20 protein-coding genes and 2 pseudogenes are annotated in these 26349 nt (G+C 64.1%); 13 read left to right on the forward strand and 9 right to left on the reverse strand.

The window, feature by feature from the left end:
* The first annotated feature begins 13 nt into the window (after nt 1–13).
* A complete protein-coding gene (locus AB3L03_RS15050) occupies nt 14–829 on the forward strand; it encodes an acyl-CoA thioesterase (RefSeq protein WP_368508854.1) in 816 nt (271 codons plus the stop codon).
* 165 nt (nt 830–994) lie between these two features.
* Here the strand turns inward: AB3L03_RS15050 and AB3L03_RS15055 are convergent, their stop codons facing one another.
* The 3 genes from AB3L03_RS15055 to AB3L03_RS15065 all read right to left on the reverse strand — a co-directional run bounded on the left by AB3L03_RS15055 (nt 995) and on the right by AB3L03_RS15065 (nt 6320).
* On the reverse strand, nt 995–2611 hold the full coding sequence (locus tag AB3L03_RS15055; protein ID WP_018460052.1) for a phosphoenolpyruvate carboxykinase: 1617 nt from the start codon (nt 2609–2611) through the stop codon (nt 995–997).
* A gap of 301 nt (nt 2612–2912) precedes the next feature.
* Entirely contained in the window at nt 2913–5507 is a 2595-nt protein-coding gene (locus AB3L03_RS15060) for a tetratricopeptide repeat protein (protein ID WP_368508855.1), read from the reverse strand.
* A 63-nt stretch (nt 5508–5570) separates the two neighbouring features.
* Nucleotides 5571–6320 carry a HugZ family protein gene (locus tag AB3L03_RS15065; RefSeq protein ID WP_026233934.1) on the reverse strand — a complete coding sequence of 250 codons (750 nt, stop codon included), beginning with the start codon at nt 6318–6320 and terminating at the stop codon, nt 5571–5573.
* A 241-nt stretch (nt 6321–6561) separates the two neighbouring features.
* Here AB3L03_RS15065 and AB3L03_RS15070 point away from each other — a divergent pair, with 241 nt between their 5' ends.
* The 5 genes from AB3L03_RS15070 (at nt 6562) to AB3L03_RS15090 (ending at nt 10555) form a co-directional block, all read left to right on the forward strand.
* Nucleotides 6562–7263 carry a response regulator transcription factor gene (locus tag AB3L03_RS15070; RefSeq protein ID WP_007597749.1) on the forward strand — a complete coding sequence of 234 codons (702 nt, stop codon included), beginning with the start codon at nt 6562–6564 and terminating at the stop codon, nt 7261–7263.
* 116 nt (nt 7264–7379) lie between these two features.
* Entirely contained in the window at nt 7380–9185 is a 1806-nt protein-coding gene (locus tag AB3L03_RS15075; protein ID WP_018460056.1) for a sensor histidine kinase, read from the forward strand.
* Nucleotides 9182–9706 (forward strand): HPr kinase/phosphorylase, encoded by a 525-nt coding sequence (locus AB3L03_RS15080; RefSeq protein ID WP_018460057.1) that lies wholly within the window; start codon nt 9182–9184, stop codon nt 9704–9706. The genes AB3L03_RS15075 and AB3L03_RS15080 overlap by 4 nt, the downstream gene beginning before the upstream one ends.
* Before the next feature lie 133 nt (nt 9707–9839).
* On the forward strand, nt 9840–10241 hold the full coding sequence (locus AB3L03_RS15085; RefSeq protein WP_007597752.1) for a PTS sugar transporter subunit IIA: 402 nt from the start codon (nt 9840–9842) through the stop codon (nt 10239–10241).
* Nucleotides 10238–10555 (forward strand): HPr family phosphocarrier protein, encoded by a 318-nt coding sequence (locus AB3L03_RS15090; RefSeq protein WP_018460059.1) that lies wholly within the window; start codon nt 10238–10240, stop codon nt 10553–10555. Before AB3L03_RS15085 ends, AB3L03_RS15090 begins: the two co-directional genes overlap by 4 nt.
* 15 nt (nt 10556–10570) lie before the next feature.
* On the opposite strand, the gene AB3L03_RS15095 is transcribed toward AB3L03_RS15090, so the two are convergent.
* On the reverse strand, nt 10571–12196 hold the full coding sequence (locus AB3L03_RS15095) for a glycosyltransferase family 39 protein (protein WP_204514047.1): 1626 nt from the start codon (nt 12194–12196) through the stop codon (nt 10571–10573).
* 126 nt (nt 12197–12322) lie between these two features.
* On the opposite strand from AB3L03_RS15095, the gene lepA reads away from it, so the two are divergent.
* Nucleotides 12323–14134: a translation elongation factor 4 gene (gene lepA, locus AB3L03_RS15100; RefSeq protein WP_204513183.1), complete on the forward strand. Its 1812-nt coding sequence runs from the start codon at nt 12323–12325 to the stop codon at nt 14132–14134.
* A 266-nt stretch (nt 14135–14400) separates the two neighbouring features.
* Here the strand turns inward: lepA and AB3L03_RS15105 are convergent, their stop codons facing one another.
* Nucleotides 14401–15174, reverse strand: a complete 774-nt coding sequence (locus tag AB3L03_RS15105; protein ID WP_368508856.1) for an SDR family NAD(P)-dependent oxidoreductase — start codon at nt 15172–15174, stop codon at nt 14401–14403.
* Nucleotides 15175–15340: 166 nt separating this feature from the next.
* Between AB3L03_RS15105 and AB3L03_RS15110 the strand changes: the two genes are divergently transcribed.
* Nucleotides 15341–15679 carry a response regulator gene (locus AB3L03_RS15110; RefSeq protein ID WP_018460063.1) on the forward strand — a complete coding sequence of 113 codons (339 nt, stop codon included), beginning with the start codon at nt 15341–15343 and terminating at the stop codon, nt 15677–15679.
* Between the two features lie 20 nt (nt 15680–15699).
* Here the strand turns inward: AB3L03_RS15110 and AB3L03_RS15115 are convergent, their stop codons facing one another.
* Complete coding sequence (locus AB3L03_RS15115; RefSeq protein ID WP_085352004.1) at nt 15700–15909, reverse strand: hypothetical protein; 210 nt, start codon at nt 15907–15909, stop codon at nt 15700–15702.
* A gap of 14 nt (nt 15910–15923) precedes the next feature.
* Nucleotides 15924–16097, reverse strand: coding sequence for a hypothetical protein (locus AB3L03_RS15120; protein WP_007604975.1), 174 nt, complete (start codon nt 16095–16097; stop codon nt 15924–15926).
* A 501-nt stretch (nt 16098–16598) separates the two neighbouring features.
* Between AB3L03_RS15120 and AB3L03_RS15125 the strand changes: the two genes are divergently transcribed.
* Together AB3L03_RS15125 and AB3L03_RS15130 are read left to right on the forward strand one after the other, a co-directional pair.
* On the forward strand, nt 16599–17060 hold the full coding sequence (locus AB3L03_RS15125) for a GNAT family N-acetyltransferase (RefSeq protein ID WP_018460065.1): 462 nt from the start codon (nt 16599–16601) through the stop codon (nt 17058–17060).
* A 180-nt stretch (nt 17061–17240) separates the two neighbouring features.
* A pseudogene (locus AB3L03_RS15130) lies at nt 17241–18787 on the forward strand (amidase family protein).
* 153 nt (nt 18788–18940) lie between these two features.
* Here the strand turns inward: AB3L03_RS15130 and AB3L03_RS15135 are convergent.
* Nucleotides 18941–20320: a TAXI family TRAP transporter solute-binding subunit gene (locus tag AB3L03_RS15135; RefSeq protein WP_051113073.1), complete on the reverse strand. Its 1380-nt coding sequence runs from the start codon at nt 20318–20320 to the stop codon at nt 18941–18943.
* 277 nt (nt 20321–20597) lie between these two features.
* Here AB3L03_RS15135 and AB3L03_RS15140 point away from each other — a divergent pair.
* Both AB3L03_RS15140 and AB3L03_RS15145 read left to right on the forward strand, forming a co-directional pair.
* Nucleotides 20598–21751 (forward strand): annotated as a pseudogene (locus AB3L03_RS15140) (acyl-CoA dehydrogenase family protein).
* Nucleotides 21752–21957: 206 nt separating this feature from the next.
* Nucleotides 21958–22698 carry a hypothetical protein gene (locus AB3L03_RS15145; protein ID WP_018460068.1) on the forward strand — a complete coding sequence of 247 codons (741 nt, stop codon included), beginning with the start codon at nt 21958–21960 and terminating at the stop codon, nt 22696–22698.
* A 53-nt stretch (nt 22699–22751) separates the two neighbouring features.
* Here the strand turns inward: AB3L03_RS15145 and AB3L03_RS15150 are convergent, their stop codons facing one another.
* Nucleotides 22752–24923, reverse strand: a complete 2172-nt coding sequence (locus AB3L03_RS15150; protein ID WP_368508857.1) for an EAL domain-containing protein — start codon at nt 24921–24923, stop codon at nt 22752–22754.
* 456 nt (nt 24924–25379) lie between these two features.
* Between AB3L03_RS15150 and mepA the strand changes: the two genes are divergently transcribed.
* Nucleotides 25380–26324, forward strand: coding sequence for a penicillin-insensitive murein endopeptidase (gene mepA / locus AB3L03_RS15155; RefSeq protein WP_085358626.1), 945 nt, complete (start codon nt 25380–25382; stop codon nt 26322–26324).
* Nucleotides 26325–26349 lie beyond the last annotated feature (25 nt).

Genomic DNA, 26349 nt, shown 5'->3' on the forward strand with positions numbered 1-26349 from the left:
GCCGGATCAAGCAATGCACGCCAAGCTCCCGCACCCTTTCGACGACGCCACCCGCGTCACCGCCGGTGACTCGAGCTGGCAGGGACACACCAGCGACGATTACTGGGCCTTTGTCGGCCCGTTCGGCGGCGTCACGGCCGCGACCATTTTGCGCGCGCTGATCGAGCATCCGGAACGTGCCGGCGATCCGCTGGCGCTCACCGTGAATTACTGCGCGCCGATCGCCAAGGGGCCGTTCGATCTCGACGTGCGACTGGTGAAGGCCAACCGCTCCAGCCAGCACTGGAGCGTCGAACTGTCGCAAGGCGGCGGCGAGGTCGCAACCCTCGCCACCGCGGTGTTCGCCGAACGCCGGCCGTCCTGGGACCACAGGGTGGCGCAATATCCGGATGCAAAGCCGTTCGAAGAGACGATGCCGTTCCCAAAGATCGCGGCGTCCTGGGCCAACCAGTATGAATTCCGGTTCGTCGAGGGCGAGATGCGGATCGGCCCGTCCAAGCCCGAACTCGCCAGCACTTACTCAAAGCTCTGGATCAGTGATCGCGAGCCGCGCAAGCTGGACATGCCGTCGCTGATGTCGATGTCGGACGCCTTCTTCGGCCGCATCTTCCACTTGCGGCGCGAGCTGGTGCCGTTCGGCACGGTGTCGCTGACGACGTATTTCCACACTGACAGCGAAGAACTCGCGGCCGAGGACATCACCCGCGTGCTGGCGACCGCAGATTCAAAGATCATGCACAAGAGCTACGCCGACCAGAACGCCGAGCTGTGGTCGCCCCACGGAAGGCTGCTCGCGACGAGCACGCAGATCGCGTATTTCAAGGCGTAGCTGCTTCCGCAAGTTCGTCATTGCGAGCGCGGCGAAGCAATCCAGACTGTTTCCGCGGAGGGATTCTGGATTGCTTCGCTGCGCTCGCAATGACGGTAGAGAGACATCTCGAAAACCAAAAGAGCGGCCTCACGGCCGCCCTTTCGAATTTCAAATGACGCAAGCTTACTCCGCCGCGAGCTTCACGTCCGGTGCAGCGGCGCGGACCTCGGCGTCGACCTGGGCTTCGAACTTGGCAAAGTTCTTCTGGAACATGCCGACCAGCGCGCGGGCGGTCTTGTCGAACTCGTCCTTGTCCTTCCAGGTGTTGACCGGGTTGAGGATCTCGCTCGGCACGCCCGGCAGCGCGGTCGGGACCGCGAAGCCGAAATATTTATCGGTGCGGAATTCGACGTTGCGAAGCGAGCCGTCGAGGGCCGCGGTCAGCAGCGCGCGCGTCACCTTGATCGGCATGCGCGAGCCGGTACCGTACTTGCCGCCGGTCCATCCCGTGTTGACCAGCCAGCAGTCGACATTGTGCTGGGCGATCAGGTCGCGCAGCATGTTGCCGTAGACGGAGGGGTCGAGCGGCAGGAAGGGCGAGCCGAAGCAGGTCGAGAATTCCGGCTGCGGCTCATTGCCGAGACCGCGCTCGGTGCCAGCGACCTTGGCGGTGTAGCCCGACAGGAAGTGATACATTGCCTGCGCCGGCGAGAGCTTGGCGATCGGCGGCAGCACGCCGAAGGCGTCGGCGGCGAGCATCACCACGTTCTTCGGCTGCGGTGCGCGGCCGGTGCGCGAGGCGTTCGGGATGAACTCGAGCGGATAGGCCGAGCGCGTATTCTCGGTCTTGGAGCCGTCGTCGAAATCGACCACGCGGGTGTCTTCGTCCAACACGCAGTTCTCGAGCACCGCGCCGAAGCGGGTCGAGGCGGCATAGATCTCGGGCTCGGCTTCCTGCGACAGCTTGATGCACTTGGCGTAGCAGCCGCCTTCGAAGTTGAAGACGCCGTTCGGGCCCCAGCCGTGCTCGTCATCGCCGATCAGCGTGCGGTTCGGATCGGCTGACAGCGTGGTCTTGCCGGTGCCGGACAGGCCGAAGAAGATCGCCGCATCGCCCTTGGCGCCGACATTGGCCGAGCAATGCATCGGCATCACGCCGCGCTCGGGCAGATAGTAGTTCAGCGTGGTGAAGACCGACTTCTTCATCTCGCCGGCATAGTAAGACCCGCCGATCAGCACGATCTTGCGGGCGAAATCGATCGCGACGACATTCTCCGACTTGCAGCCATGGCGCTTCGGATCGGCGCGGAAGCTCGGCATGTCGATGATGGTGAGCTCGGGCACGAACGCCGAGAGCTCGATCGCCTCGGGACGGATCAGCAGCGTGCGGATGAACAGCGAGTGCCAGGCGAGCTCGGTGAAGACGCGGGTCTTGATGCGATAAGCCGGATCGGCGCCGCCATAGAGGTCCTGTGCGAACAGCGACTTGCCTTCGGCGTGCTTGAGGAAGTCCTGGTAGAGCGTCTCGAACTGCTCTGCGGTGATCGACTGGTTGCCGGCCCACCACATCTTCTTGTCGGTGGTGGCGTCACGCACCGTGAATTTGTCCTTGGGGCTGCGGCCGGTGAACTCGCCGGTGTCGGCGCAGAGCGCGCCATCGGCCGACAGCACCGCCTCGCCCGCGGAGAGCGCGTATTGATAGAGTTGCGGCGCACCGAGGTTCCAGTGAACCTGCTTGAGATTCTTTAAGCCGAATTTGTCGGCGCCGAAGGCACCGTTGCGCACGCCCGTCTCTTGCACGAAAAATCCTCCTAGAACCCACTCAGCGCGATCATGCTTGGCGCCGCCGCGGTCACCGTGATTACAGGCCGTTCGGCCTCGGTTGGAACGACCTAATACTGATGAACGCAGGCGTTGCCAAGCTGATCCCTTCGGATTTGGTTTATTCAAGGACCGCGCCAAACGTCGCGCATGTCAGCTCTGAGCAGGCGCATCAAAAAATCAACAATGATCGCGCAACCAAATGCGCGTTTCGGCGTTTCACAAGGTTATTGCGACGCACAATGCCCAAGACGGTCTCGATGAAAATTCCAAGGCCACCCTATCGTACCGCGCCTTCGCCGATGAGCGCGAAGGGCCCCCATATCGCAGGATAGGCGTTGCGCGGAGACGAGGTGTCGTCAACGTAGGTTAACATCGCGCGGCGCAAGGCTTCGGCACGCCCGATTTGTGGTTCGTTTTTGAGCAGCTCGAAAGTCATCGTGGTCAGGCGGGTGGCAGCTTCCGAATCCACGGCCCAATGCGAGACCAGGAGCGCGCGCGCACCGGCGTAGAAGAACGAGCGCGCCAGTCCCGACAGGGCCTCGGCGCCGGGCTTGTCGCCCGCGATGGTGTTGCAGGCCGACAGCACAACCCAATCCGCATTGAGCTTGAGCTGAGCGACTTCACTCGCGGTGAGTAGACCGTCGTCGAGTTCAGTGGGCTGATCGGGAATGGAGAGCGCGAGCGAGGGCTCACCCAGTCCCTTGATGTCGCCGGCAACGAGGCCGTGGGTGGCAAAGTAGATGATGCCGTATTGAGCAAGCGCTGCACGCTTGAGCGTCGTCTCGCTGGCGTCGCGGCCGAGATGAATGTCGGCCTCGGAAGCCCCGACATCCCTGGCCACCGCGTTCAACTCATCGGCGGTGTCGGGCAGTTGCGGCAGCGCCTGCGCAAGCCGCGCGCGATCGACGCCGGCACCGCGCCAGAAATCACTATAGGCGATGGTCGCGATGCTGCGCGCGGCGACCTTGCCGTTCGCGGCGCGCCGCTCGGCGGGCCCTTCCAGTGCAGGATTGAACACGGGATCGCCGAAGCCGGTCATCGGCTTCACGCTTTGATCCCGACGCGCGAAGGCCCGCAGCGATTTCAGACTGCCCACCGACGGCAGCACCGAGACGGCCTGGCGCCGCAGCAGCCAGGCGGCGCCGCGATAGCCTTCGAGCGTGTCCGGGATCGCAGCCTGCGGCTTCTCCGTGACGAGCAGATGAAACGGCAATGCGGTCACCGCAGCCGACGGCACCACCAGCAGGCTGTGCTTGTGCTTTGTCAACGCCTCGACCGGACCGAGCAGCGCGACATGGAGCTCGTTGGCGAGCGCCAGATCGAACAATCCGGATTTGCCGGAGGCGTCGCGCGCTTTGCCGACGTCGAGTCCCTTGCGGAATGCCGTCACCTTCTGCGTCAGCGCATCCGCGCCGAGTGGGATGGCCTTCCAGTCGACGCCCTCGCGCGTGATCGCGATGACATAGCTCTGCTTGTCGACGACGGAATAGAGCACCATCGCCTCGTCGGCCGACAGCAGCAGCCGGATGTCCTTTGCCGTCAACGGCAGCGGATTGGAGAGTGACGCGTAGTCGGGAAACTCGACCGCGAGCGTCTTCTGCAAGCCCGCACGCTCGTTGGCAATCATTGCAATCCGCGCGCGGCTGCGCTGTTCGGTTGCGAGATCGCGCTGCGCGGATTGCTTCGACACTGCGGCAACGATCGCCTTGTCGAGTGCCTCTGACTCAGCCGCGAGATCCTGATCCCGGCGCACCAGCTCGGCGAGCCGGTCGCTGCCGGCGGCAAGCCGAACCGCGAGCTTGTTCACGGCGGATGCGGCGGAGGATTGCGTGCCGCGCTGGATCGCGGCGAGGGCCTCGTCGAGCGCCTTGTCGCCGGACAGCAGATCTTGTTGGCGCGCGGCGAACAGGACCGGCAAGACGATGCGCAACTGGGCGCGATCGCCCCGAAGAGTCCTTTCCGCGAACGGCAATGCGTCCGCGGCGCGCCCGGCCACGTAGAGGAAATAAGCCAGATTGCCGGTCGAGGTCATGACCTCGGGATGATCGGGCCCGAGTGCATTTTCGCGGATGACCAGCGCGCGACGATAGAGCGGCTCGGCGTCACCGTAGCGCTGCTGGTGCTCGTAGAGGCCGGCGAGATTGTTCAGCGAGCGGGCGACGTCGGGATGATCCGGTCCCAGCACCTTATCCCGGATCGCGAGCGAGCGCTTGATCGGCGCTTCCGCGTCCGCATCGCGATTGAGATCGCGATAGACCTGGCCGAGATTGTTCAGGACGGTGGCCACCGCCGGATGCTCGGAGCCGCCAGCCTTCTGGTAGATCGCGAGCGCCCGCTGAAACAGCGGCTCGGCTTCGGCATAGTGCTGCTGCTTCACATAGAGCGTGGCGAGATTATTGAGTGACTGGCCGACATCGGGATGCTCGCGCGACAATCCCTTCTCGCGAACGGCGAGCGCGCGCTTGAACAGCGGCTCAGCCTCGGCGTAGCGGCTCTGCCGCTGGTAGAGCGCGGCGAGGTTGCTCAGTTCGGCTCCGATCAACGGGGTTTCGAGACCGAGCGACTTTTCCATCAGCATGATGGCGCGCTTGTAGAGCGGCTCCGCCAGATCGTCGTGGCCCTGACCGGCATGAACCTGGCCGAGGTTGTTCAGCGCGGCGGCGAGTTCGCGACCTGTGTCGCTCTTCTCCAGGTTCGCGACCATACCTTGCGCCAAAGGCAGTGCTTCCGAATATCTGCCGGCGCTCATGAGGGTGTTGATCCGCGCGCTCTCCGCGGCGAGACCTTTCTGGGCGACGCTAGGCGTGACAAGCGATGCGGTGATCGCGAGCGTCAAACCCGCAACCAGCGTCCGTCTATTCCATTCTGTCATGACGCTCTCGCCGCCGCCTTCTGACCGGTAACGAACTTGGGTCGCGGCGATGGGCAGCAGCGTTCAATGTGTTGCGCTCTGGTTCATCCTGGTGCGCGCTTCGCCGGCGAGGCGAACCAGCATCTTGCGCAGCGCCGTGCCATCAGCCACCCGCTCCGGAAAATCCAGCCGCAAGACGGTCTGGCCGTCCTGCATGTCGAGGCCCTCCGGGTCGCAGCCGGTGCAGCGCCAGTCGCCCGCGGCAGCACCGAGCAGTTTTGTTGCATAGAGGCCCATGGCCTCGCGGTGGTCGGCATTCATGTGCTCCACCGCGCCCTCCTCCGCCGTCAGCAAGTCCTCGGCCCCCGTGAGGTCGGTCAGGAATTGCTCCGGCTTGAGGTCGACGATCCGGCCGAAGCCGGCGACCAGATGGGTTCCCGTAGGCCGGATCCGAAAGAAAGAGAAATCTTTAAAGGAAACAAAGGCTCCCGCTGAGGGATGAGCATTGAGATACCGTCGCCGGAGCAGATCCTTGTCGGCATCGGCCGGCTCGGCATGGCCGGACAGCATGATCCGGGCACCTTCCAGCGGATCGCCCGCCGCCCGCTCGTCCAGCATCAAGGACACCCGGCTGTCGGCCAGGATGTTCCTGGTGTGCACGGCCAATCCTGAGATCAGCAGGATCGGAGAGCCATCCGGATGGCTCGCCAGATTGACCAGGGAACAATAAGGATCGCCGCTGCCGGCCATCAATGTCGCCAAGGCCCCCTGCCGTGACCGCCGCAGCAGCGATTTGGCGAGCTTTCCGGGGTCGAAGTCGGGGGTCGGTTGCATCGGCTTTCTCGGGTCAGGTGGTTGCATGGAGGGCCTTTTTCGGGTAAACCGGGGCCCGGTTATGGGTCGAGATGCGGCGAATCTGCCGTGTTTCGTGGAACTTGGTCACACTTCAGCCTAGCTTGCATTGCTCGGTGACAAGGTTCGAATGCCAACATCGGCACCCATGTATGCGGCGCATCAGTGGATTGCTCGCCGTTTTCAAGCCACGACCCAAACGGAAAGCAGAAAGCAGAGGCTCATGCCCACAATCGCTTTGGTCGACGACGACCGCAACATTCTCACATCCGTCTCGATCGCGCTGGAGGCCGAAGGCTATCGCATCATGACCTATACCGACGGCGCCTCAGCGCTCGACGGTTTCCGCACCACCCAGCCCGATCTTGCCATCCTCGACATCAAGATGCCGCGCATGGACGGCATGGAGACGTTGCGCCGGCTGCGGCAGAAATCCGACCTGCCGGTGATCTTCCTGACCTCGAAGGACGAAGAGATCGACGAGCTGTTCGGCCTCAAGATGGGCGCCGACGACTTCATCCGCAAACCGTTCTCGCAGCGCCTGCTGGTCGAGCGCGTCAAGGCGGTGCTGCGCCGTTCGGCGCCGAAGGACCCGACCGTCACGCCGAAGGAGAACGACGCCAAGGCGCTCGACCGCGGCCTGCTGCGCATGGATCCTGAACGGCACACCTGCACCTGGAAAAACGAGCCGGTGACGCTGACCGTCACCGAATTCCTGATCCTGCAGGCGCTCGCGACCCGGCCCGGCGTGGTGAAGAGCCGCAACGCGCTGATGGACGCCGCCTATGACGACCAGGTCTATGTCGACGACCGCACCATCGACAGCCACATCAAGCGGCTGCGCAAGAAGTTCAAGGTGGTCGACAACGAGTTCGAGATGATCGAGACGCTCTACGGCGTCGGCTACCGCTTCAAGGAAGCCTGAGGCGCACGCGCCTCCACGAAAGACCGAGAGCATCGCCGGTTCTGATTCCATCGGGACCGGGATGGCTCTAGGATGCGGGGACCTTCGCACGAGCTGTCCTAACGCGGGCGTGAGCATTGCTTGACCGAACGCAGCCTGACGAGAACCAGAACGCCGAGGACGTCACCGCCCACGGCGCTCCGGATCAATTGGCTGAGGACAAGCTGGCCGTGCGGGGCTGGCGTCCACTGAACTGGTTGAAGCGCGCCGGGCAGTTCTTCTTCGCGCTGTCCTTCTCGAGCCTGACCCGCCGCATCGTCTCGCTCAACCTCGCCGGCCTGGTCGCGCTGGTGGCGAGCATCCTCTATCTGTCGCAATTCCGCGCCGGCCTGATCGACGCGCGCGCGCAGAGCCTGCTGGTGCAGGCGGAGATCATCGCCGGCGCGATCGCGGCGTCCGCGACGGTGCAGACCAACGCCATCACCATCGACCCCGACCGGTTGCTCGACCTCAAGCCGGGCGAGACCTATGGCGGCTCGGACGAGTATTCCCCGCTGGATTTTCCGATCAATCCGGAGCGCGTGGCACCGGTGCTGCGCACGCTGATCTCGCCGACCAAGACGCGCGCCCGCATCTACGACCCGAACGGCAGCCTGCTGGTCGATAGCCGCAGCCTCGATACCGTGGTGCGCTTCCCCCTGCCGTCAGTGTCCGCCGAGAAGCCTGGCATGGTCGAACGCGGCATGGTCGCGGTCCGTACTTGGCTCAATCGCGGCGACCTGCCGCTCTATCGCGAGCTCGGCCCCGAGAACGGCAATGGCTATGCGGAGGTCGGCGACGCGCTCCAGGGCCAGAAGCGCTCGATGGTGCGGGTCAATGCGCGCGGCGAGGTGATCGTCTCTGTCGCGGTCCCCGTGCTGCGCTCGCGCGCCATCCATGGCGCGCTGATGCTGTCGACGCAGGGCGACGACATCGACCAGATGGTCACCGCCGAGCGCCTCGCCATCCTCAAAGTGGGCGGCGTCGCCGCCGCGGTCATGATCATGCTGTCGCTGCTGCTCGCCAGCACGATCGCAGGTCCGGTCCGCCGGCTCGCCGATAGCGCCGAGCTGATCCGCCGCCGGATCAGGACCCGCGTCGAAATTCCCGACTTCACCCGTCGTCGCGACGAGATCGGCCATCTCTCCGGTGCGCTGCGCGACATGACCAGTGCACTCTACAGCCGCATCGAAGCGATCGAGATGTTCGCCGCCGACGTCGCGCACGAATTGAAGAACCCGTTGACCTCGTTGCGCTCCGCGGTCGAGACGTTGCCGCTGGCGCGCAACGAGAACAGCCGCGCGCGCCTGCTCGAGGTGATCGAGCATGACGTCAAGCGGCTCGACCGGCTGATCTCGGACATCTCCGACGCCAGCCGTCTCGATGCAGAACTGCAGCGCCAGGATGCGATTCCGGTCGACCTGCGCCGCCTGCTGACGACGCTCGTCTCCGTCGCCAATGAAACCAAGCTCGGCCATGACGTCGCGGTCGAAATGCGTTTCGAGGGCCGCAGCCCGACCGACAATTTCGCCGTGACCGGCCACGATTCGCGGCTCGGACAAGTGGTCTCCAACCTGCTCTCGAACGCACAGTCCTTCTCCGAGCCCGGCAACAAGGTGCGCCTCACTTGCCGCCGCGTACGCGGAGAGATCGAGATCGTGGTCGACGACGACGGCCCCGGAATCCGCGACGACGCGCTGGAGCGCATCTTCGAGCGCTTCTACACCGACCGCCCTCATCAGGGCTTTGGCCAGAACTCCGGCCTCGGCCTGTCGATCTCCAAGCAGATCGTCGACGCGCATGGCGGACGCATCTGGGCGGAGAACCGCCTCGGCCCGGCGGACGAGGACGGCGCGCCCAGTGTTGTCGGCGCGCGTTTCGTGGTGAGGCTACCGGCGCTATGAGCGACGGTGGGCCCAGCGTTCACGCCTCGGCGGTCAAGGTTGGAGATCTGGCGGTGCTGATCCGCGGGCCCTCGGGCTCCGGCAAGTCGCGCCTTGCCTTCGATTTGATCATGGCAGGACGCAGCGGCGTGCTCGAAACGGCCGTTCTGGTCGGTGATGACCGTGTCCATCTGGCGACAGTCGGCCGCGAAATTGAGGTCCGCCCCGCCCCGGTTCTGGCCGGCCTGATCGAGATCCGGGGGCTGGGAATCCGCCGCTGCGACTTTGTGGAGCATGCGACCGTCGGCCTCGTGGTCGATCTGGACGCCGCGGATGCGGAGCGGCTGCCGCCGGCCCAATCCCTGAAAACAGCCATTTTAGGTGTCGAAATACCACGAATCCCAGTCGGCCGCGACTATTTGCCCCTTCCTCTGGTTGTCGCGGCCTTGACCACTACCAAGAGTTCATCTCCCGTTAACCCTTCAGGCGATTGTTTGAAGGGAAATGGTAACCATATGAACCCCACACTCGCGACCGAATAGACCGGCGCAGCTCCCCTTATCCATCCGTCTAGATTCAGGGAGATACGCAACATCCCCTCTTGCGCGGGGGCTCTGGATGGTCAAAGTGGCGCGTTCGTGCGGTGCACCAAAAGCGCCCGCGAGGAGTTTTCCGATGATTGGTCTAGTACTTGTGACCCACGGGCGCCTTGCCGACGAATTCAAGGCAGCGCTTGAACATGTCATGGGCCCACAAAAGCAAATCGAAGCGATCACGATCGGCGCCGAGGATGATTCCGATCTCTGTCGAAGCGACATTATCGAGGCGGTTAACCGCGTCGATTCCGGCGACGGCGTCGCGATCCTCACCGACATGTTCGGCGGCACGCCGTCCAATTTGGCAATATCCTGCATGAGCCGGCCGAAGGTCGAAGTGCTCGCGGGCATCAACCTTCCCATGCTGGTGAAGCTCGCCAAGGTGCGCGAGGAGCGTCCGCTCCCCGACGCGATCGCGATGGCCCAGGAAGCCGGCCGCAAATACGTCACCATCGCCAGCCGCGTCCTCGCCGGCAAATGAGCGACGAGGCGCCGCAAGCCGGGACGGGCGTGCCCGCGGGCGCGATCTCCAAGGACCTCCTGATCATCAACAAGCGCGGCCTGCACGCGCGGGCCTCCGCCAAGTTCGTCCAGGCCGTCGAGCGTTTCAGCGCGCAGGTCTGGGTGACGCGCGGCGGCGAAACCGTCGGCGGCACCTCGATCATGGGCCTGATGATGCTCGCCGCCGGTCCCGGCACCACCATCACGGTCGCTGCGTCCGGCGATGATGCCGAAGCCGCGCTCGCGGCGATCACCGAACTCGTTGAAAGCAAATTCAACGAGGAAGGGATTTAGGCGGATTCGCTTCGATCAATTCCCCGGCGGCGCGATGTAGATGTTCCAGCTCATCGACGGACCGGCTTTGCCGTGAGTGAAACGGCGCGTCGTCATTACGATGCGCTCGGCCTTCGGCGCAACTTCGGACACCCATTTTTCGAACGCCGGCAGGCGACCATCGGCCGGGTCGAACACGCCGATGAAGCCGTATCGCTTGACGTCATCGGGCGAAATCAATCCGGACCCCCAGGCCTCGAGCGGCGTGAACGCGGCCGGATGATCCGGGCTGTAGAACACCATCGGCTGGATCGATTCCATGGTGCCGGCGACGACCGCCCAGTGCGAGGCGAAGCGCGCGTGCCAGGCCTGCGTCAGCTCGCGCGCGAGATCCGAGCGCGCGCCGTAAGTCGCCGTATTGCCGGCATTGGCCGCCATCTCGCGGGCGGCGATCCAGGGCGAGGCAATGAGCGTGGCAACGCTGAGCACGAGCCAGATCGCGACGATGTTGAACAGCGCAGCGCTCTGCACCCGCAACGCCGGGATCGCGACCAGCGCCAAGGGCACCAGGAAGAACAGCGAGATGCCCCAATCGGTCTTCATGTAGATGCTGAAGGCCAGCGCACCGAGCGCGGGGCCGACCGCGACGATGATCTGGATGAGCCAGACGTTGCGCGCCTGCGAAAGGTTCACGCTGGAATTCGCGCCGCGCGCCCAGTCCCGCGTGACGATGCGCAAGGGCGCACGCAGGAGCAGCCTGAACCAAGGTGGCACCAGCGCCATCGCCAGCGCGGCCAGCGCCACCGGCAATGCCAGCAGCGCGACATTATGCAGGGCATAGCCGGTCACGAGCTGATGCACCTGGCCGCTGTCCTCGAGGCTGTAGGTATCGCCGGCATAGGTCAGCGGCACGAAATGCGCGTCCGCCAGCCACACGATGTGCGGGATCATCGCCACCACCATCGTCGCGATCGCAACCCACGGTGCCGGCGACGACAGGAATCTCATTCGCTCCGGATGGATCAGCGCGGCAAGCCCGATGGCGCCGATCATGGTCAGCACCCAGTATTTGGTCATCAGCGCCAGCGCGCCGGCAAGGCCGAGCAACACTCCGGACCGCCAGCTCCGCTTCTCGAACGCATTGAGATAAGCGAGCACGAGGAGCGGCAAGGTGACGAGCTGGAGCAGGTCGGGATTGTACTTGAAACCCTTGAAATTGAAGATCGGGTAGAGCGCGACCATCACCACGACCAGGAACGCGCGCCGCGCATCCACGACGCGCAGCGCGATGAGCCAGCAGATCACCATACCGGTGCCGACGGTCGCCATCGCCAGCGCATAGGTCGCCCAGTCCGTCGGCGGGAACACTGTGAACCAGAGGCCGGCGACCCAGCCCGACAGCGGCGGGTGCTTGCCATAGCCCCAGAGGAATTTCTGCCCCCAGCCCCAGGCTTCCGCGACGTCCATGTGAACGTCCTGCGCTGCCTTGAGATTGATCAGGATGAAGGTCCAGAGCACCGCATGCAGGATGGCGAGCTGGATCACCAGCCAGAGGCGCGCCTCGGGGCGGGTCGCGCTGGCAACCAGCCAGGCGCGAAAGCGGGCATAGCTCACCCGGGTCTTCGCGCGCGCTCGGGCAGACGGGATCGAGGTCGTCGTCATGGGCCTGGACATCAGGCGTTGCGTAGCGCGTTTCGGGCCTTCGTGGAATCAGCTTGGCGTGAACAAAGGCCCTGAAAATACAGCAATATGGTTGCCGCACGGGGATGTGAGTGGTATCCCGCGCCCATGACGACCGTCCCCATTTCCAACATCCGCAATTTCTCCATCGTCGCCCATATCGACCATGGCAAATCGACGCTGGCCGACCGCCTGATCCAGATGACCGGCGGCCTCACCGACCGGGAAATGGCGGGCAAGGAGCAGGTGCTCGATTCCATGGACATCGAGCGCGAGCGCGGCATCACCATCAAGGCGCAGACGGTTCGCCTCGCCTACCGCGCCAAGGACGGCAAGGATTACATCTTCAACCTGATGGATACGCCCGGCCATGTCGACTTCGCCTACGAAGTTTCGCGGTCGCTGGCGGCCTGCGAGGGTTCCCTGCTGGTGGTCGACGCCAGCCAGGGCGTCGAGGCGCAGACGCTCGCCAACGTCTACCACGCGCTCGATGCGGGGCATGAGATCGTTCCGGTCCTGAACAAGGTCGATCTTCCCGCCGCAGAGCCGGAGAAGGTCAAGCAACAGATCGAGGACGTCATCGGCATCGACGCGTCCGAGTCCGTGATGATCTCGGCCAAGACCGGTCTCGGCGTGCCCGACGTGCTGGAAGCGATCGTCACCCGCCTGCCGCCGCCGAAGGGCGACCGCGAAGCGACCCTGAAGGCGCTGCTGGTCGACAGCTGGTACGACGTCTATCTGGGCGTGGTGGTGCTGATCCGCGTCGTCGACGGCGTCATGAAGAAGGGCAGCCGGGTCCGCATGATGGGCACGGGCGCGGCCTATGACATCGAGCGCGTCGGCTTCTTTACCCCGAAGATGACGCAGGTCGACGAGCTCGGCCCCGGCGAGATCGGCTTCATCACCGCCGCGATCAAGGAAGTGGCCGACACCCGTGTCGGCGATACCATCACCGACGACAGGAAGCCGGTCACCGAGATGCTGGCGGGCTTCAAGCCGGCCATTCCCGTGGTGTTCTGCGGCCTGTTCCCCGCCGACGCCGACGACTTCGAGACCTTGCGCGCGGCGATGGGCAAGCTACGCCTCAACGATGCCAGCTTCTCCTACGAGATGGAGACCTCGGCCGCACTCGGCTTCGGCTTCCGCTGCGGCTTCCTCGGGCTGTTGCACCTGGAGATCATCCAGGAGCGTCTGTCGCGCGAATTCGATCTCAACCTGATCGCGACCGCGCCGAGCGTGATCTACAAGATGAGCCTGACCGACGGACAGGAAATCTCGATTCACAATCCTGTCGACATGCCGGACGTGGTCAAGATCGCGGAGATCCAGGAGCCCTGGATCGAGGCCACGATCCTCACCCCCGACGAATATCTCGGCAGCGTGCTGAAGCTGTGCCAGGACCGCCGCGGATCGCAGAAGGAGCTGACCTATGTCGGCTCCCGCGCGATGGTGAAATACGATCTGCCGCTCAACGAGGTCGTGTTCGACTTCTACGACCGCCTGAAGTCGGTCTCCAAGGGCTACGCCTCGTTCGACTATCATCTCACCGACTACAAGCCGGCCGATCTCGTCAAGATGCAGATCCTGGTCAACAACGAGCCGGTCGACGCACTCTCGATGCTGGTGCATCGCACCCGCGCCGAAGGCCGCGGCCGCGCCATGGTCGAGAAGATGAAGGATTTGATCCCGCCGCACATGTTCCAGATCCCGATCCAGGCGGCGATCGGCGGCAAGGTGATCGCGCGCGAGACGGTGCGCGCGCTGCGCAAGGACGTCACCGCAAAGTGCTACGGCGGCGACATCACGCGTAAGCGCAAACTTCTGGAGAAGCAGAAGGAAGGCAAGAAGAAGATGCGGCAGTTCGGCAAGGTCGACATCCCGCAGGAAGCCTTCATCGCCGCGCTGAAGGTGGACAGCTGAGGCGACGGCTTTAGGCCGCCGCGAGCGCGGCGAGACAGGTCCGGTCCGCGCTTTTCGGGACCGAAAACAAAAAACGCGAAAACAACCCCATGCACAGTAGCGAGGGGCTTGTTCGGATTGAACTTTTGATTTTCAGAATTTCTTTGACTCGTCGGGCAAAACAGGGGCATGATGGCATCATGCAGCACGTGGCAATGCCGTGCGCATGAGAGGCAGCATCGGCCTCCCGACGCTTTGGGAAGATGTGGGCTTCAGGCGAATTGCTTCTACGCCGGTGGAAGCATCACTCCCGTCAACTCGCCCAGCCTGTCCAGAAGCCGCTCCTGAAAATTGGGATCAACTGCTTCGTGCGCCGGCTCTTGTTGCCGGAGGTCATGCCAGTAACGACCGCTGACCAGGGCGGCGGGATCATCGCTCACAGCGAGCCAGGTCTGCGTCCGTTGTCCGGTGGCCACGCCGACCGGCGCTCCGGCACCGCCCATTTTGGTGCGCGCCCAGCCGGGATCGACGGCGTTGCTCAGCACCTGCGGCCAACGCCGCGCCAAGGCAAAGGCCAGTGCGACCATGTGCAGTTTGCTCTCCGCGTACGCCTTGGCCGGATCCCAGGTTCGCCTCGTCCAGTCGAGATCGCTCAACGATCCCTCTCCGCCGCGATGTAGTCCGCTGCTGAGATACACCAGCCGATCGGGGCGCTTCATCAGGGCGGTGAGCAAATAGGGCGCGAGCGTGTTGATTGCCAGGGTGGTGGCGTGGCCTTCGGGCGTCGGGCCGCGGCTGCGCTCGGTATAGACCCCGGCGTTGTGGATGACCGCGTCCATTCGTCCGATTGCGTTGACCTGATCTGCCACGTGTCTCGTCTGGGCGGCGCTCTTGAGATCGCCGATCACGACCCGTGCGGAATGCGATTCAAGCTCGGAGATTGCGGTCGCACGTTCCGCTGATCGTGCGTGCAGGACGACCTGGTGGCCCTGTTCGAGCAGAGACTGGGCAGCTGCGCGGCCCAGACCGTCCGTGCTGCCGGTGATGAAGACGATTGCCATTGCCGCTCCTGTTCGATCCCCGCTTCGGCGCCTGCGTCGAAACCTCAAGGAGAATGCAACATGTTCGACTGATCATGCCGTGGCGCAAGGAGCGCCGAACGAAGACATCACAACCGAACAATCTTCCGGGATGCGCATTAACATCCGATAAGTTGGGAATGACCGCATGTCGAATTTCGTCATGCTGCTGGTCGAGGACGACTCACTCCAGCGCGAAGTTCTGTCCGACCTTCTCAAGGACGAAGGGTTCGAAGTCGTCGAGTGCGCCACTGCGGAAGCCGCGGAGCTTATCGTGGCGTCGACGGGCACGGAGCTACGGGCGCTCATCACCGATCACAACCTCGCGGGGAGAATGACCGGGCTTGAGCTCGCAGAATACGCTCGCAGTGCTCATCCGGGGCTCAACATCGTGCTGATGTCCGGGACGGTGATGGCGCCGCTGCCGCCCAACACGACCTTTTTGCGCAAGCCGTTTGCGCCCGCCCATTTGCTGGCGGCCGTGTAGAACCAGGATGCTCTCGAAGGTCATCCGCCCGAATTTTCTGCGCCGACGGTGTTCTCGCTCTCCGGCACCGTTAGCCGGACGGAATGACCCTGCCGCATGGCGAGCGATGCCGCGGCCACAGCCGCCTCGAAAGCGGCTTCCTTGGTCTGGTAAGTGTTCCGGATTTCGCCATCGTGGTCGACGTGCCAGGCACCGTCCCTGCCAACAATATCATAGGCTGCGAGGCCCATAGTCTATCCCTCCTTCATGCGTCCGGTGTTGCCTTGGACGCCTGGGTGCTGCTCACCGGGTCCGACGCCGGGAAACTGTCCTTCAAGCCCTTGTCCAGCTCGTCGTCCCTGGCCTTGTCGCGTCGGATGCCACGCTTGAGATCTTCCGCGTTCTTGTCCGGCGGTGCCGGATCGAATTTCTCGGTCATGCAAGTGTCCTTTCGCTACCTCAAACGCCTTGAGCTCCTGACCGTTCCTTCAGAGGAACCAACGCTGTCCGGTTTGGTGTTGAATGGAAAACCAGAGGGCGCCCGCAGCGCGGGTCTCTTTCATTCAGGTTGCGCCTCCAGCTATAATGCATCCTGAGATAGTATACGCATCGTTCCATCAGGAGAATGCAATGAAAGCGTCGGTTCTTGCGTTAGGGGGCTTGCTGATTTTGTCGATCACATCAGCGAACGCAGCACCCAAAGCCACTGTCGCCCCGACCACGGCGGCCAGTTCGGTCGCATGTTCCACCTCGGGTGGCGGCTTTGGGAGCTATCCGTCAGGCTGCCGAAACGGAGCTAACTTCAAGACCTACAATGAATGCAAGGAATCAGGCGTCAAGCGCGGCTGGAGACACGAAGACATGGCGTGGTACTGCAGCGGTCTGGGACTGCAATAGCGAGCGGTCTTTGTGCTTTTCACGCCGCGAACTGGAGTGGCCCATGGAATGCACAATCCGTCCTGCACTTGAAGATGACGCCGCTCATATCAGCGCGGTCATCGTGCGTGCACTGCGGGAAACCAACGCGAAGGATTATCCGAACGAGGTCATCGAAAGGATCGTGCGCGGCTTCAGTCCGGACGCTGTGCGGCAGCTCATTGGGCAACGCACCGTTTTTGTCGCTACCATCCGCAGCCGCATCGTCGGGACCGCGAGCCTCGACGGGTCCGTCGTCCGCACTGTCTTCGTCGCTCCACACGTTCAGGCCCGCGGCATCGGCAAGCTGCTGATGGCCGAGATCGAGCGTACCGCACGCGAGCGCAACATCCCTTCGCTGACCCTTTCTTCCTCAATCACCGCTGAAACCTTCTACGCCGGCCTTGGATTCAGGGCGGCGCGCGACAGCTATCATGGTGACGAACGCACGATCGTCATGGAGCGATTGCTCGATGGCAGCTCGTAAGATGGGCTTGGCGCTTGCGAAACCCATCGCCCCTCATTGATCCTCCCCGCCAAATCCGCCACGATAGTGCCTCTCGCACTCGCGATGGAATGGAGCAAGGAAAGGCAAATGTCCGAGCTTCCTAGAGCTGGCCTGACTGAGCCGCCGGCGTCGACCATGCAGATGCTCGCGCACGCGCCCATGAGCGACGTCATCGATGCCTTGGCCGGCAGACGGATCACCGCGAGAGCGCTGGCGGAATTCTATCTCGCGCGCATCGCGGCCTATGACCGCGACGGGCCTAAGCTCAACTCGGTCCGTGCACTCAATCCCGATGCGCTCGCCGGCACGCTCGACGGCACGAGGCCGTCGGCCCAACGGCCGCTGGCGGGCGTCCCTATCCTACTCAAGGACAATATCGCGACCGGAGACGAACAGCCGACCACGGCGGGCTCGCTGGCGCTGGAGGGCGCGCGCGCCAGGGATGATGCCACCATCGTCAAGCTGCTGCGGAGCGCCGGCGCGGTGATCCTGGGCAAGGCGAACCTGACGGAGTTTGCCAACATGCTCGCGATCGACATGCCCTCGGGCTATTCATCGCTGGGCGGGCAGGTGAAGAACCCCTACGCACCAGGGCTGATGGACGAGCACGGCATCCCGGTTCTGACCCCAGGGGGCTCAAGCTCGGGTTCGGCGGTCGCGGTGGCGGCCGGACAGTGCGCGGCCTCGATCGGTACCGAAACCTCGGGCTCGCTGCTGCACCCGCCAGCCTGAACGGCCTCGTCACCGTGAAACCGAGCGTCGGGCTGATCAGCCGCGCCGGCATCCTGCCGCTTGCGCACAGCCAGGACACCGCCGGTCCGATGACGCGCACGGTGCGCGATGCCGCGATGTTGCTGAATGTGCTGGCTGCCAAGGACCCGCTCGACCCAGCGACGCAAGAGCAGCGGCGGCCGACCGACTACACCGCCGGCCTCGTCGCCGACGCGATGAAGGGCGCGCGCATCGGCGTGCCGAGCGACCCCGCTGACCCGCTGAACGATTGCTATTACGGCAAGCTGCCGGCGAAGTCGGCCAAGCTGATGGCTGAGGTGATCAAGGTGCTGGAGGATCTCGGCGCCGTCATCGTGCGCGCCAGCATGCCCACACTTGGCTGGATCGGTGGGCCGGGCACGACCATGGCTGTGCTCAACCGCAATCCGCTCAGCGCCCACAAAGGCACGGTCGCAAGGCCGCCGGTCGTCTTTCTGTACGAGCTGAAGCACGATCTCAATCTCTACCTGAGGGATTGGGCGACCAACACTGACATCAAGACCATGGCCGACATCGTGGCCTTCAACGCAGCAAACGCCGACAATGCGCTGCGTTTCGGACAGGACCACTTCCTCGCCGCTGACTTGACCAGGGGCGATCTGAGCGAGCCCGAGTACAAGTCCGCACGTGCCATGGACCTGCTCTCCGCCAGGACGCGCGGCATGGACGCCTATATGAACCAGCACGAGCTCGACGCGGTGCTATTCCCCGGCGCCTATGGCGCCGCAATCGCCGCCAAGGCAGGTTATCCCAGCGTCATGGTGCCCGGCGGATTCGTCTCGGGGACAGACGACGGCAAAGACACGCCCGACTATCCGCTCGGCGTCACTTTCGCAGGGCGCGCCTGGAGCGAGCACAAGCTGCTGCGTCTGGCGTATGCCTTCGAGCAAGCAGCCAACGCACGCAGGCCGCCGTCGGGTCTGCCCGAGCTGTGATGTCGCCCGTGTCAGCGCGAGCTGGCGAGACCGACGCTAGGACAGCTTGATCCTCCCCGCCGGATAGACCACGATTGCCTCCTTACCGCTCACACCAGGAATGGGCGAGGAAACGCGCATGAACGCAACTCCCGGATACCAAAGCCGGTATCGCTACCGCCGCGCGGCGAGCACGTTCGAAGGAGGGGTTTGCAACGCTGCGCGCCTCTCGCTGAGGGCATGATCGAACAGTTCGAGCACCAGGCCGAAGGCTGCCAGCTCCTCTTCCTCGATGGCGCCGTCATCGTAGCAGCCAAGTGTTTCGACGATGATGGCGTCGACCTCCTGCTGCATGGCCAATAGCTCGTGGTCGAATTCCGCGGTGCGCACCTTGGAAACCAGCGCCAGAATTCTGTTGCGATGGCCAGTGTTCTCGTCGCGTTCATCCCGATTCAGATATTGTCGCAGCCAGGCGCCGGCCGAGCCAATGCCGGAGAGAAGCAGGAGCGCAAACCAGAAGTAGTCGCCATATCTGTCGAGGAAGGTGCGCTCGGTCCCGTCGATCACGGCCGCCGCTCCCCGATGAACCGGCAGCTCGGCTTCCTTCTCGGTGTCCGGCTTGGTGATTTGCGCAGCGCCAGGCACCTGCCTGGCAATCGCCTGCCGGAGGGCAAATTGCTGGCGGTAAAACGCTGACACTGTCGTTTCGGACAAGGCTTTCCGGGCGACGATCAAATGGCTGACACTGACGGTCTCCACCTTGTCATCGGGCCAGGCTGGATTCGCATTGAAAATGCTTGGCGGAATTTCCTCCGATTCATAACGCGGATGCTTCAGGGCGATGGCTTCCGATGCGTCGATCGCGAGAAATTTCGGCTCGCCACGCGCCCGGGCGGTCGCGGCGACGGCGTCGGCAGTTATCTTGCTGTCGAGCGGACCGACAGCCATGAAGGCGTCGAGGCTCGGGTCACGCGCCAGCTCCTCGAGCTGGCCAGTGCCGAATTGAGTGACCGTGACCTTGTCCGGCTCCACACCGGCGGCGCTCAGGATGACTCTCAGCAACGCGGCGTTCGCCGGGGTCGCGCCGATCACCCCCACCCTGCGCCCTGCGAGATCGGCGACCTCCTTGATTTTGGGCGCCGGCTTTCGCTTGGAGCCCTTGCCCGCCGGTCCCGAAGAAGACCACAGCACGACGAAGTTCTTGCGCAAGATGACGACTGTTTGCGCGTCGGCCGGCATTTCCAGATCGCCGCGACCGACCGCAAGGTCGGCCTTGCCGGCACCGAGCAGAGCGAGAGCTTCGGCCGCTCCGGCGGTCGCGATCGGAGACAACCTCACCGTCCTGCTTTCGTTGGCAAAGGCCTCGGTCATCGCTTCGATCACCTTGTGATCGTTGCTTCCCGGCGGTCCGACGGCAATCCGAAGCGTTATCGGCCGCAGCGCGTAATACAACGTGCCCGCAGCGGCACCGAAAACGAGAAATCCGATGGCTAAAATCAGCAATAGGGTCTTCGTCTGTCTCCGCCCTCTGCGGGCTGCGTCACTGCGTTTCATCGGAGCATCAGACGAGGACATTTGCCGCTGCCGGTTGGAGGCCAAAATCGCTGCCTGTTTCGGAACAGTATCATGCTCTTCTGGAAAACGATAATGTCGGAGCAGCCCCAATAGTTTCTTGGCCCGGCGTGAGCCTTTCGAGCTTGCGCGATCATCTCTGATTCCGCACTTCACGTGGCGATGGCCGGATTGACGCCACACCAACTTGATCCCCCTCGCCAAATAGATCACCATCGTGCGATTGACCGCTCACGGTAGAATGGGCGAGGAAACGCGCATGAACGCAACTTCCGGATTTGGCCTCGTCGAGCGGGCACGGACTATTGCGCCGCTGATCGCGCGCGAAGCCGACGAGATCGAGCGGACGCGGCGACTGACCGATCCCGTCGTCGGCGCGCTGATCGAGAACGGGCTCTATCGCGCGCTGCTGCCGCAGAGCCTTGGTGGCGCCGAAGCGCCGCCGGAAGCCTTCATGCAGATGCTGGAGGAGATCGCGAAAGCGGATGCCTCCACCGCCTGGTGCCTCGGCCAATGCACGGTCTGCGCCATGATCGCGGCCTCGCTCGACCACGACACCGCGCAGGAGATCTTCAACACGGCGCCGGGCATCCTCGCCTGGGGCGCGATCGCGCATGAGGCGCGGGCGGTCGAAGGCGGCTATCGCGTCACGGCGCGCTGGGATTTTGCCTCCGGCTCGCGGCAGGCGAACTGGCTCGGCGCGCATGTCCGCATCGTCGGAGCCGACGGCGCGCCGCGGAAAAATGCCGACGGCTCGGCGGAGGTGCGCACCATCCTGTTTCCGGTCGCGAGCGGCGTGCTGCACGACGTCTGGCAGGCGATCGGGCTCGCCGGCACCGGCACCGATTCCTACGAGGTCGCCGACCTGTTCATCCCCGAGCGCTTCACCGCGTTTCGTGACGTGCCGTCCGCGCTACGCGAGCAGGGTCCTCTTTACAGGATCGGCACCGGCTCGACGTTCAGCCTCGGCTTTGCCGCGGTGTCGCTCGGCGTGGCGCGCGCCACGCTGGATGCCGCGATCGCGCTGGCGCGCGGCAAGCATCAGTCGCTGGCGGCAAGCGCCATGCGCGACAACCAGGCGGTCCAGGGCCTGATCGGCCGCACCGAGGGCGACCTGGGGCCGCGCGCGCCTATCTCTATGCGACGGCAAGTGCGATGTGGCGCGATCTCTGTACGACCGGCGAATTCAGCGCGGCACATCGGGGCTCGGTTCGCCTCGCCGCGACCTGGACCATCCACCAATCGGCCAAAGTGGTCGACACCGCCTATCACATGGCCGGCGCGACCGCCGTATTCCGCAGCAATCCGTTCGAGCGCCGCTTTCGCGACATGCACGCCATCGCTCAGCAGATCCAGGCGCGCGACACGCATTACGAGGATGTCGGTAAGATGATCCTTTCAGGGGACCGCTGACGTCGAGCAGTTACGAAAGTGCACGCACGCTGACCTATATTGAGTTGCCCTCCGGCGTCTTCGTCGCTGAACCTTCGTGAATTTTCTCCGACTAATTTCCATAGCTACAGGAACGACAGCTTTTCCGCTGTAACCGCGCCGACCACATGGAAGTGATGATTCCGAATTCTTCTTAGCGCGCTGGATTTGCACAAGAGAGGTCCGTTATGGGCCGAACAGCTGGCAGGAAAGTCAGTTGCCATGCCATTCAGGGGCGTTCGCCGGGATGGCACCATGGTGGCATTCTCATTATCGCCATCCTCTGCATCGCATGCACTTTCCTGTTTGCGAGCGAGGCCGTGGCTCAATGCTCGGCGCGAGACGTCCTGCGGAATCACCTGAAGCTCAAGCAAGCGCCGTCTGGGCCGCAAATCCCAATCAAATCCGCCGTCGATGTCCCTGCGTGGAAGACGATCAGGATCGGGACGTTTGCAAACTTCTTCGCCCTCAGTAACGCTTTGGATGCGGCAGGTTGTGGCATCGGAAACTCGGCCGGCGAAATTCTCGCGCGGCCGACGTTTACCGTGAGCGCCACGACAACGAGCGTAGAGCTTTTCACGGTGTCGGCAGCCGAACTGGGCTTTCGGACCGACACTGCGTTGCTGGCAGACATCTACGCGCGCGCCAAACAATTGGGTTTCGGCCTGGCGGCTGCAGAAGTCGGACCACAACTGAGGCTTCAATATTTCGACCAGCCGATCGGTGAGTTTCTCATCATCGGAATGGAGCCAATCAGGACCTGGCAGGGCGCCCCCGTCATCTTGAATGTAGCCAATGGCGGCGCGGGACTTATCCTCATCGGCCAGGATGGCAGCGCCGACGCACAGATCCCCGCGGCATCCCGTTTTGTATTCGTGCGGTCCCATGAAACCGCTCCTGCCGAGGCCGTAACACTTGTCGGCCACTGAATTTCCGGGTTTGTGCATCTCGAGACGCAAGACAACAGGTCAGCACCTTAACCCTAGGCCACCAGCGCGGCGTCCTCGCCTACGCCGTCGATGCCGCGCTGCGCGGCGAGCAGGCTGATGATCTGCGCATTCGGCCGGGCCTTGCTGAACAGAAAGCCCTGGCCTTCGTCGCAGCCCTCAGTGCGGAGGCAGCTCAGCTCGGCTTCGGTCTCGACGCCTTCGGCGGTGATGGTGACGCCGAGGCCTTTGCCGAGGCTGACGATCGAGCGAATGATCGCCTGTGCCTCGCGATTGGCGCCGAGATCGCGCACGAAGGACTGGTCGATCTTGATCTTGTCGAACGGGAAGCTGCGCAGATAGCTCAGGCTGGAATAGCCGGTGCCGAAATCGTCCATTGAGATGCGCACGCCGAGCGCGCGCAGCGCGTGCAGCGTCGCCAGCACCTGGGCGCTTTTCTCCAGCAGCAGCGTCTCCGTGATCTCGAGTTCGAGCCGCCGCGGCGGCAGGCCGGAATGCTTCAGCGCATCCGTCACCACCGAAAGCAGATTGCCGCTGCGGAACTGGAGCGGCGACAGGTTGACGGCGACGCGGACGTCGTCCGGCCAGGTTGCGGCATCGTGACAGGCCCGGCGCAGCATCAGGCCGCCGAGCGGGTTGATCAACCCGGTTTCTTCCGCGACCGGAATGAACTCGGCCGGCGAGACCATGCCGCGCTCCGCATGCGGCCAGCGCACCAGCGCCTCGAAGCCGGTGATGCGGCCGCTCTGGAGGTCGATCAGCGGCTGATAGTACGGCCGCAGCACGTCGTTCTGAATGGCGTCGCGCAGCTCGACCTCGATCTTGCGGCGGGTCTGCGCTTTCGCATCGAGCGCCGCCTCGAAGAACGCGAACGATCCGCGCGCATCCATCTTGGCGCGCGACAGCGCCATGTCGGCGCTCTTGAGCAGCTTTTCGGAATCGTCGCCGTCGCCCGGTGCCATCGCGATGCCGATGGAGGCACCGACCACCACGGAATGGCCGTCGAGCAGATAGGGATCGGCGATGGCTTCGAGCAGGCGCTTGGCCAGCAGCACCGCATCCTCGGGACGCGTCAGGCCGCTCTGCACGATGGCGAACTCGTCCGAGTTCAGCCGCGCCAGCGCGTCGTTCTCGCGCAAGGTCGAACGCAGCCGCTTGGCGACGCCACGCAGCAGCTTGTCGCCGACCGCGTGTCCCAGCGTGTCGTTGACCGCCTTGAAATTGTCGAGCCCCAGCATCAGCAGGGCGACCTTGTCGGTGCTGCGCCTCGTATGCAGCAGCATCTCGTCGACCTGCTGGCGCAGCAGATTGCGGTTTGGCAGACCGGTCAGCCCGTCATGCTGGGCCATGAAGGCGAGCCGCGCCTCGGCGCGCTTGCGCTCGGTGATGTCCATCAGCGCGAGCAGCACCGCGGGCCGCTCGGCATAGATCAGTTCGCGCGAATAGATCGCAAGGTCGATCAGGGCGCCGTCGGCCCTGACGTGCTTCCAGGTGCGTCCGGCCTGCTCCTCGCCGGCCGCATCGGCGGTCCAGGGCGGCTCACTGTCGAAAGCCTGAAGGGAACGGATCGTCAGCCGCTCGAACTCGGCGCGGCTGTAACCGTAATGGGCGACCGCGGCATCGTTGACGCCGAGGATGCGCTCATCGTCCAGCGCGCAGACGATCATTGGGACGGGATTGCCGTCGAACAGCAGGCGAAACGAGGCCTCGCGCTGCTTCAGCTCGGTGATGTCGACGCGCAGGCCGACGACGCCGCCGTCGTCGGTCAGCCGCTCGTCGATCAGGATGACGCGGCCGTCCGCCAGCTTCTGTTCGTGGCGCGCGCCGGGCTGATAGAGCTTTTGCAGCCGCTCGGCGATCCATTCTTCCTCATGGCCGGCAGCCTCGGGATAGTCGCCGCGGGCGACGCCGATGCGCAGCGTGTCCTCGAGGCGCGCGCCTTCCTCGAACAGATCGGCGGTCTTGCTGTAGATCTCCGCGTATTGCTTGTTCCAGAGGACGTAGCGGCCCTCGGCGTCGAGAAACACGATGCCTTGCGGCAGGATCTCGATGGCCTGGCGCAGGCGCTCATGGGATTTGCGCGCTTCCGCGATCGCGGCCTCAGCCTCGGCACGGCTGCGCAGAACTTCGTCGCGTTCGGACGGAAGATGAGGGGGGCGCGCAAAGCGCGGCTTGCGCGGGTGCAGGCCGCCGAGCACGCTGCCCATTCGCTTTTTCGGCTTTCGAAACCCCAAACTCAACTTCACTCGTCCCAGTCGCACCCAGCGCCGCAACTCTTGGGGCAAGTGTCTGAAAAAAGGTAATCCTGGGTGGCATGGCGATGGGACGCACGGTCTGGCAGTCTCGACAAAACAGCCCTCATTGCCCGTTTGCAAGGCGCGGCCGTGCCGATGGGCGCTCCAAGCGCATCGCATTGTCGTCATCGGAGAACGAGATGGCGCAAAATTGCGCGCTGCCTTGAATCATTTCCGGGATCGCGCGCGATTGCATGCAGAAGGGCGTGAGCACGCGTGCCGCGCACGAATTTTGATCAATGCATGAGAGGGTTATCGCGTCGTTAAAAACGGCCGGCCGACGCCGCGGAACTGCGACTTTTGAACGAAATTTCAGCGGAAGGACTGTTTCTTAACCCTGGCGCGGTGTTGGGCTATAAGAATGTCAACATGAGTCCCCGCCACCTCGCCCCTCTCCTGCTCGTCATGACGCTCCTGGCCGCCGGCGACGCGCTGGCCCAGGACAAGGGCAGCGTCAACCCAAAGCCGCTGCCGCCGCTCGCCAATCCGAACGATCCCAGTATCGGCGCCAAGGAGCTGTTCGCGCGCAAGCTGCTGCCGTCGAAGGGACCGGCGCACGTCATCGGCTCCTATGTGAAGGGCTGCATCGGCGGCGCCGAGCAGATGCCGCTCAACGGCGACAATTGGCAGGTGATGCGGCTGTCGCGCAACCGCAGCTATGGTCACCCCGCGATGATCGCGCTGATCAAGCGGCTTGCTGCAAGAGCGCACAAGGACGCGGGATGGCCGGGCATCCTGGTCGGCGACATCGCCCAGCCGCGCGGCGGGCCGGCGCTGTCCGGCCATGCCAGCCACCAGATCGGCCTCGATGCCGACATCTGGCTGACGCCGATGCCTGACCATCGCTTATCGCGCGAGGAGCGCGAGGACATGTCGGCGGTGATGATGGTGCGCCCGGACCGGCTCGACATCGATCCGAAGGTGTTCACGCCGGGCCATGTGCTGGTGCTGCGCGACGCGGCGCAGGAGCCGGCGGTGCAGCGCATCTTCGTCAATGCCGCGATCAAGAAGGCGCTGTGCCGCGAGGCCAAGGGCGACCGTTCCTGGCTGTCGAAGATCCGGCCGTGGTGGGGCCACGACTATCACTTCCACATCCGCATGCACTGCCCGGCGGGCGCGAGCGACTGCGAGGGCCAGCCGTCGCAATCCGAGGACGAAGGCTGCAAGCCCTCCGATCTCGCCTATTGGTTCAGCGACGGCGTGCTGCACCCCAAACCCCCGCCGGAGCCGCCGAAGCCGAAACCGCCGATGACGCTGGCGCAGATGCCGGCGGCGTGCAAGGCCGTGCTGCACGCGGGCAATGCGAAGCCGTAAAACTCTCCGCCAGGATGACGAATTC

The organism is Bradyrhizobium lupini, from assembly GCF_040939785.1.
Taxonomy (GTDB): domain Bacteria; phylum Pseudomonadota; class Alphaproteobacteria; order Rhizobiales; family Xanthobacteraceae; genus Bradyrhizobium; species Bradyrhizobium canariense_D.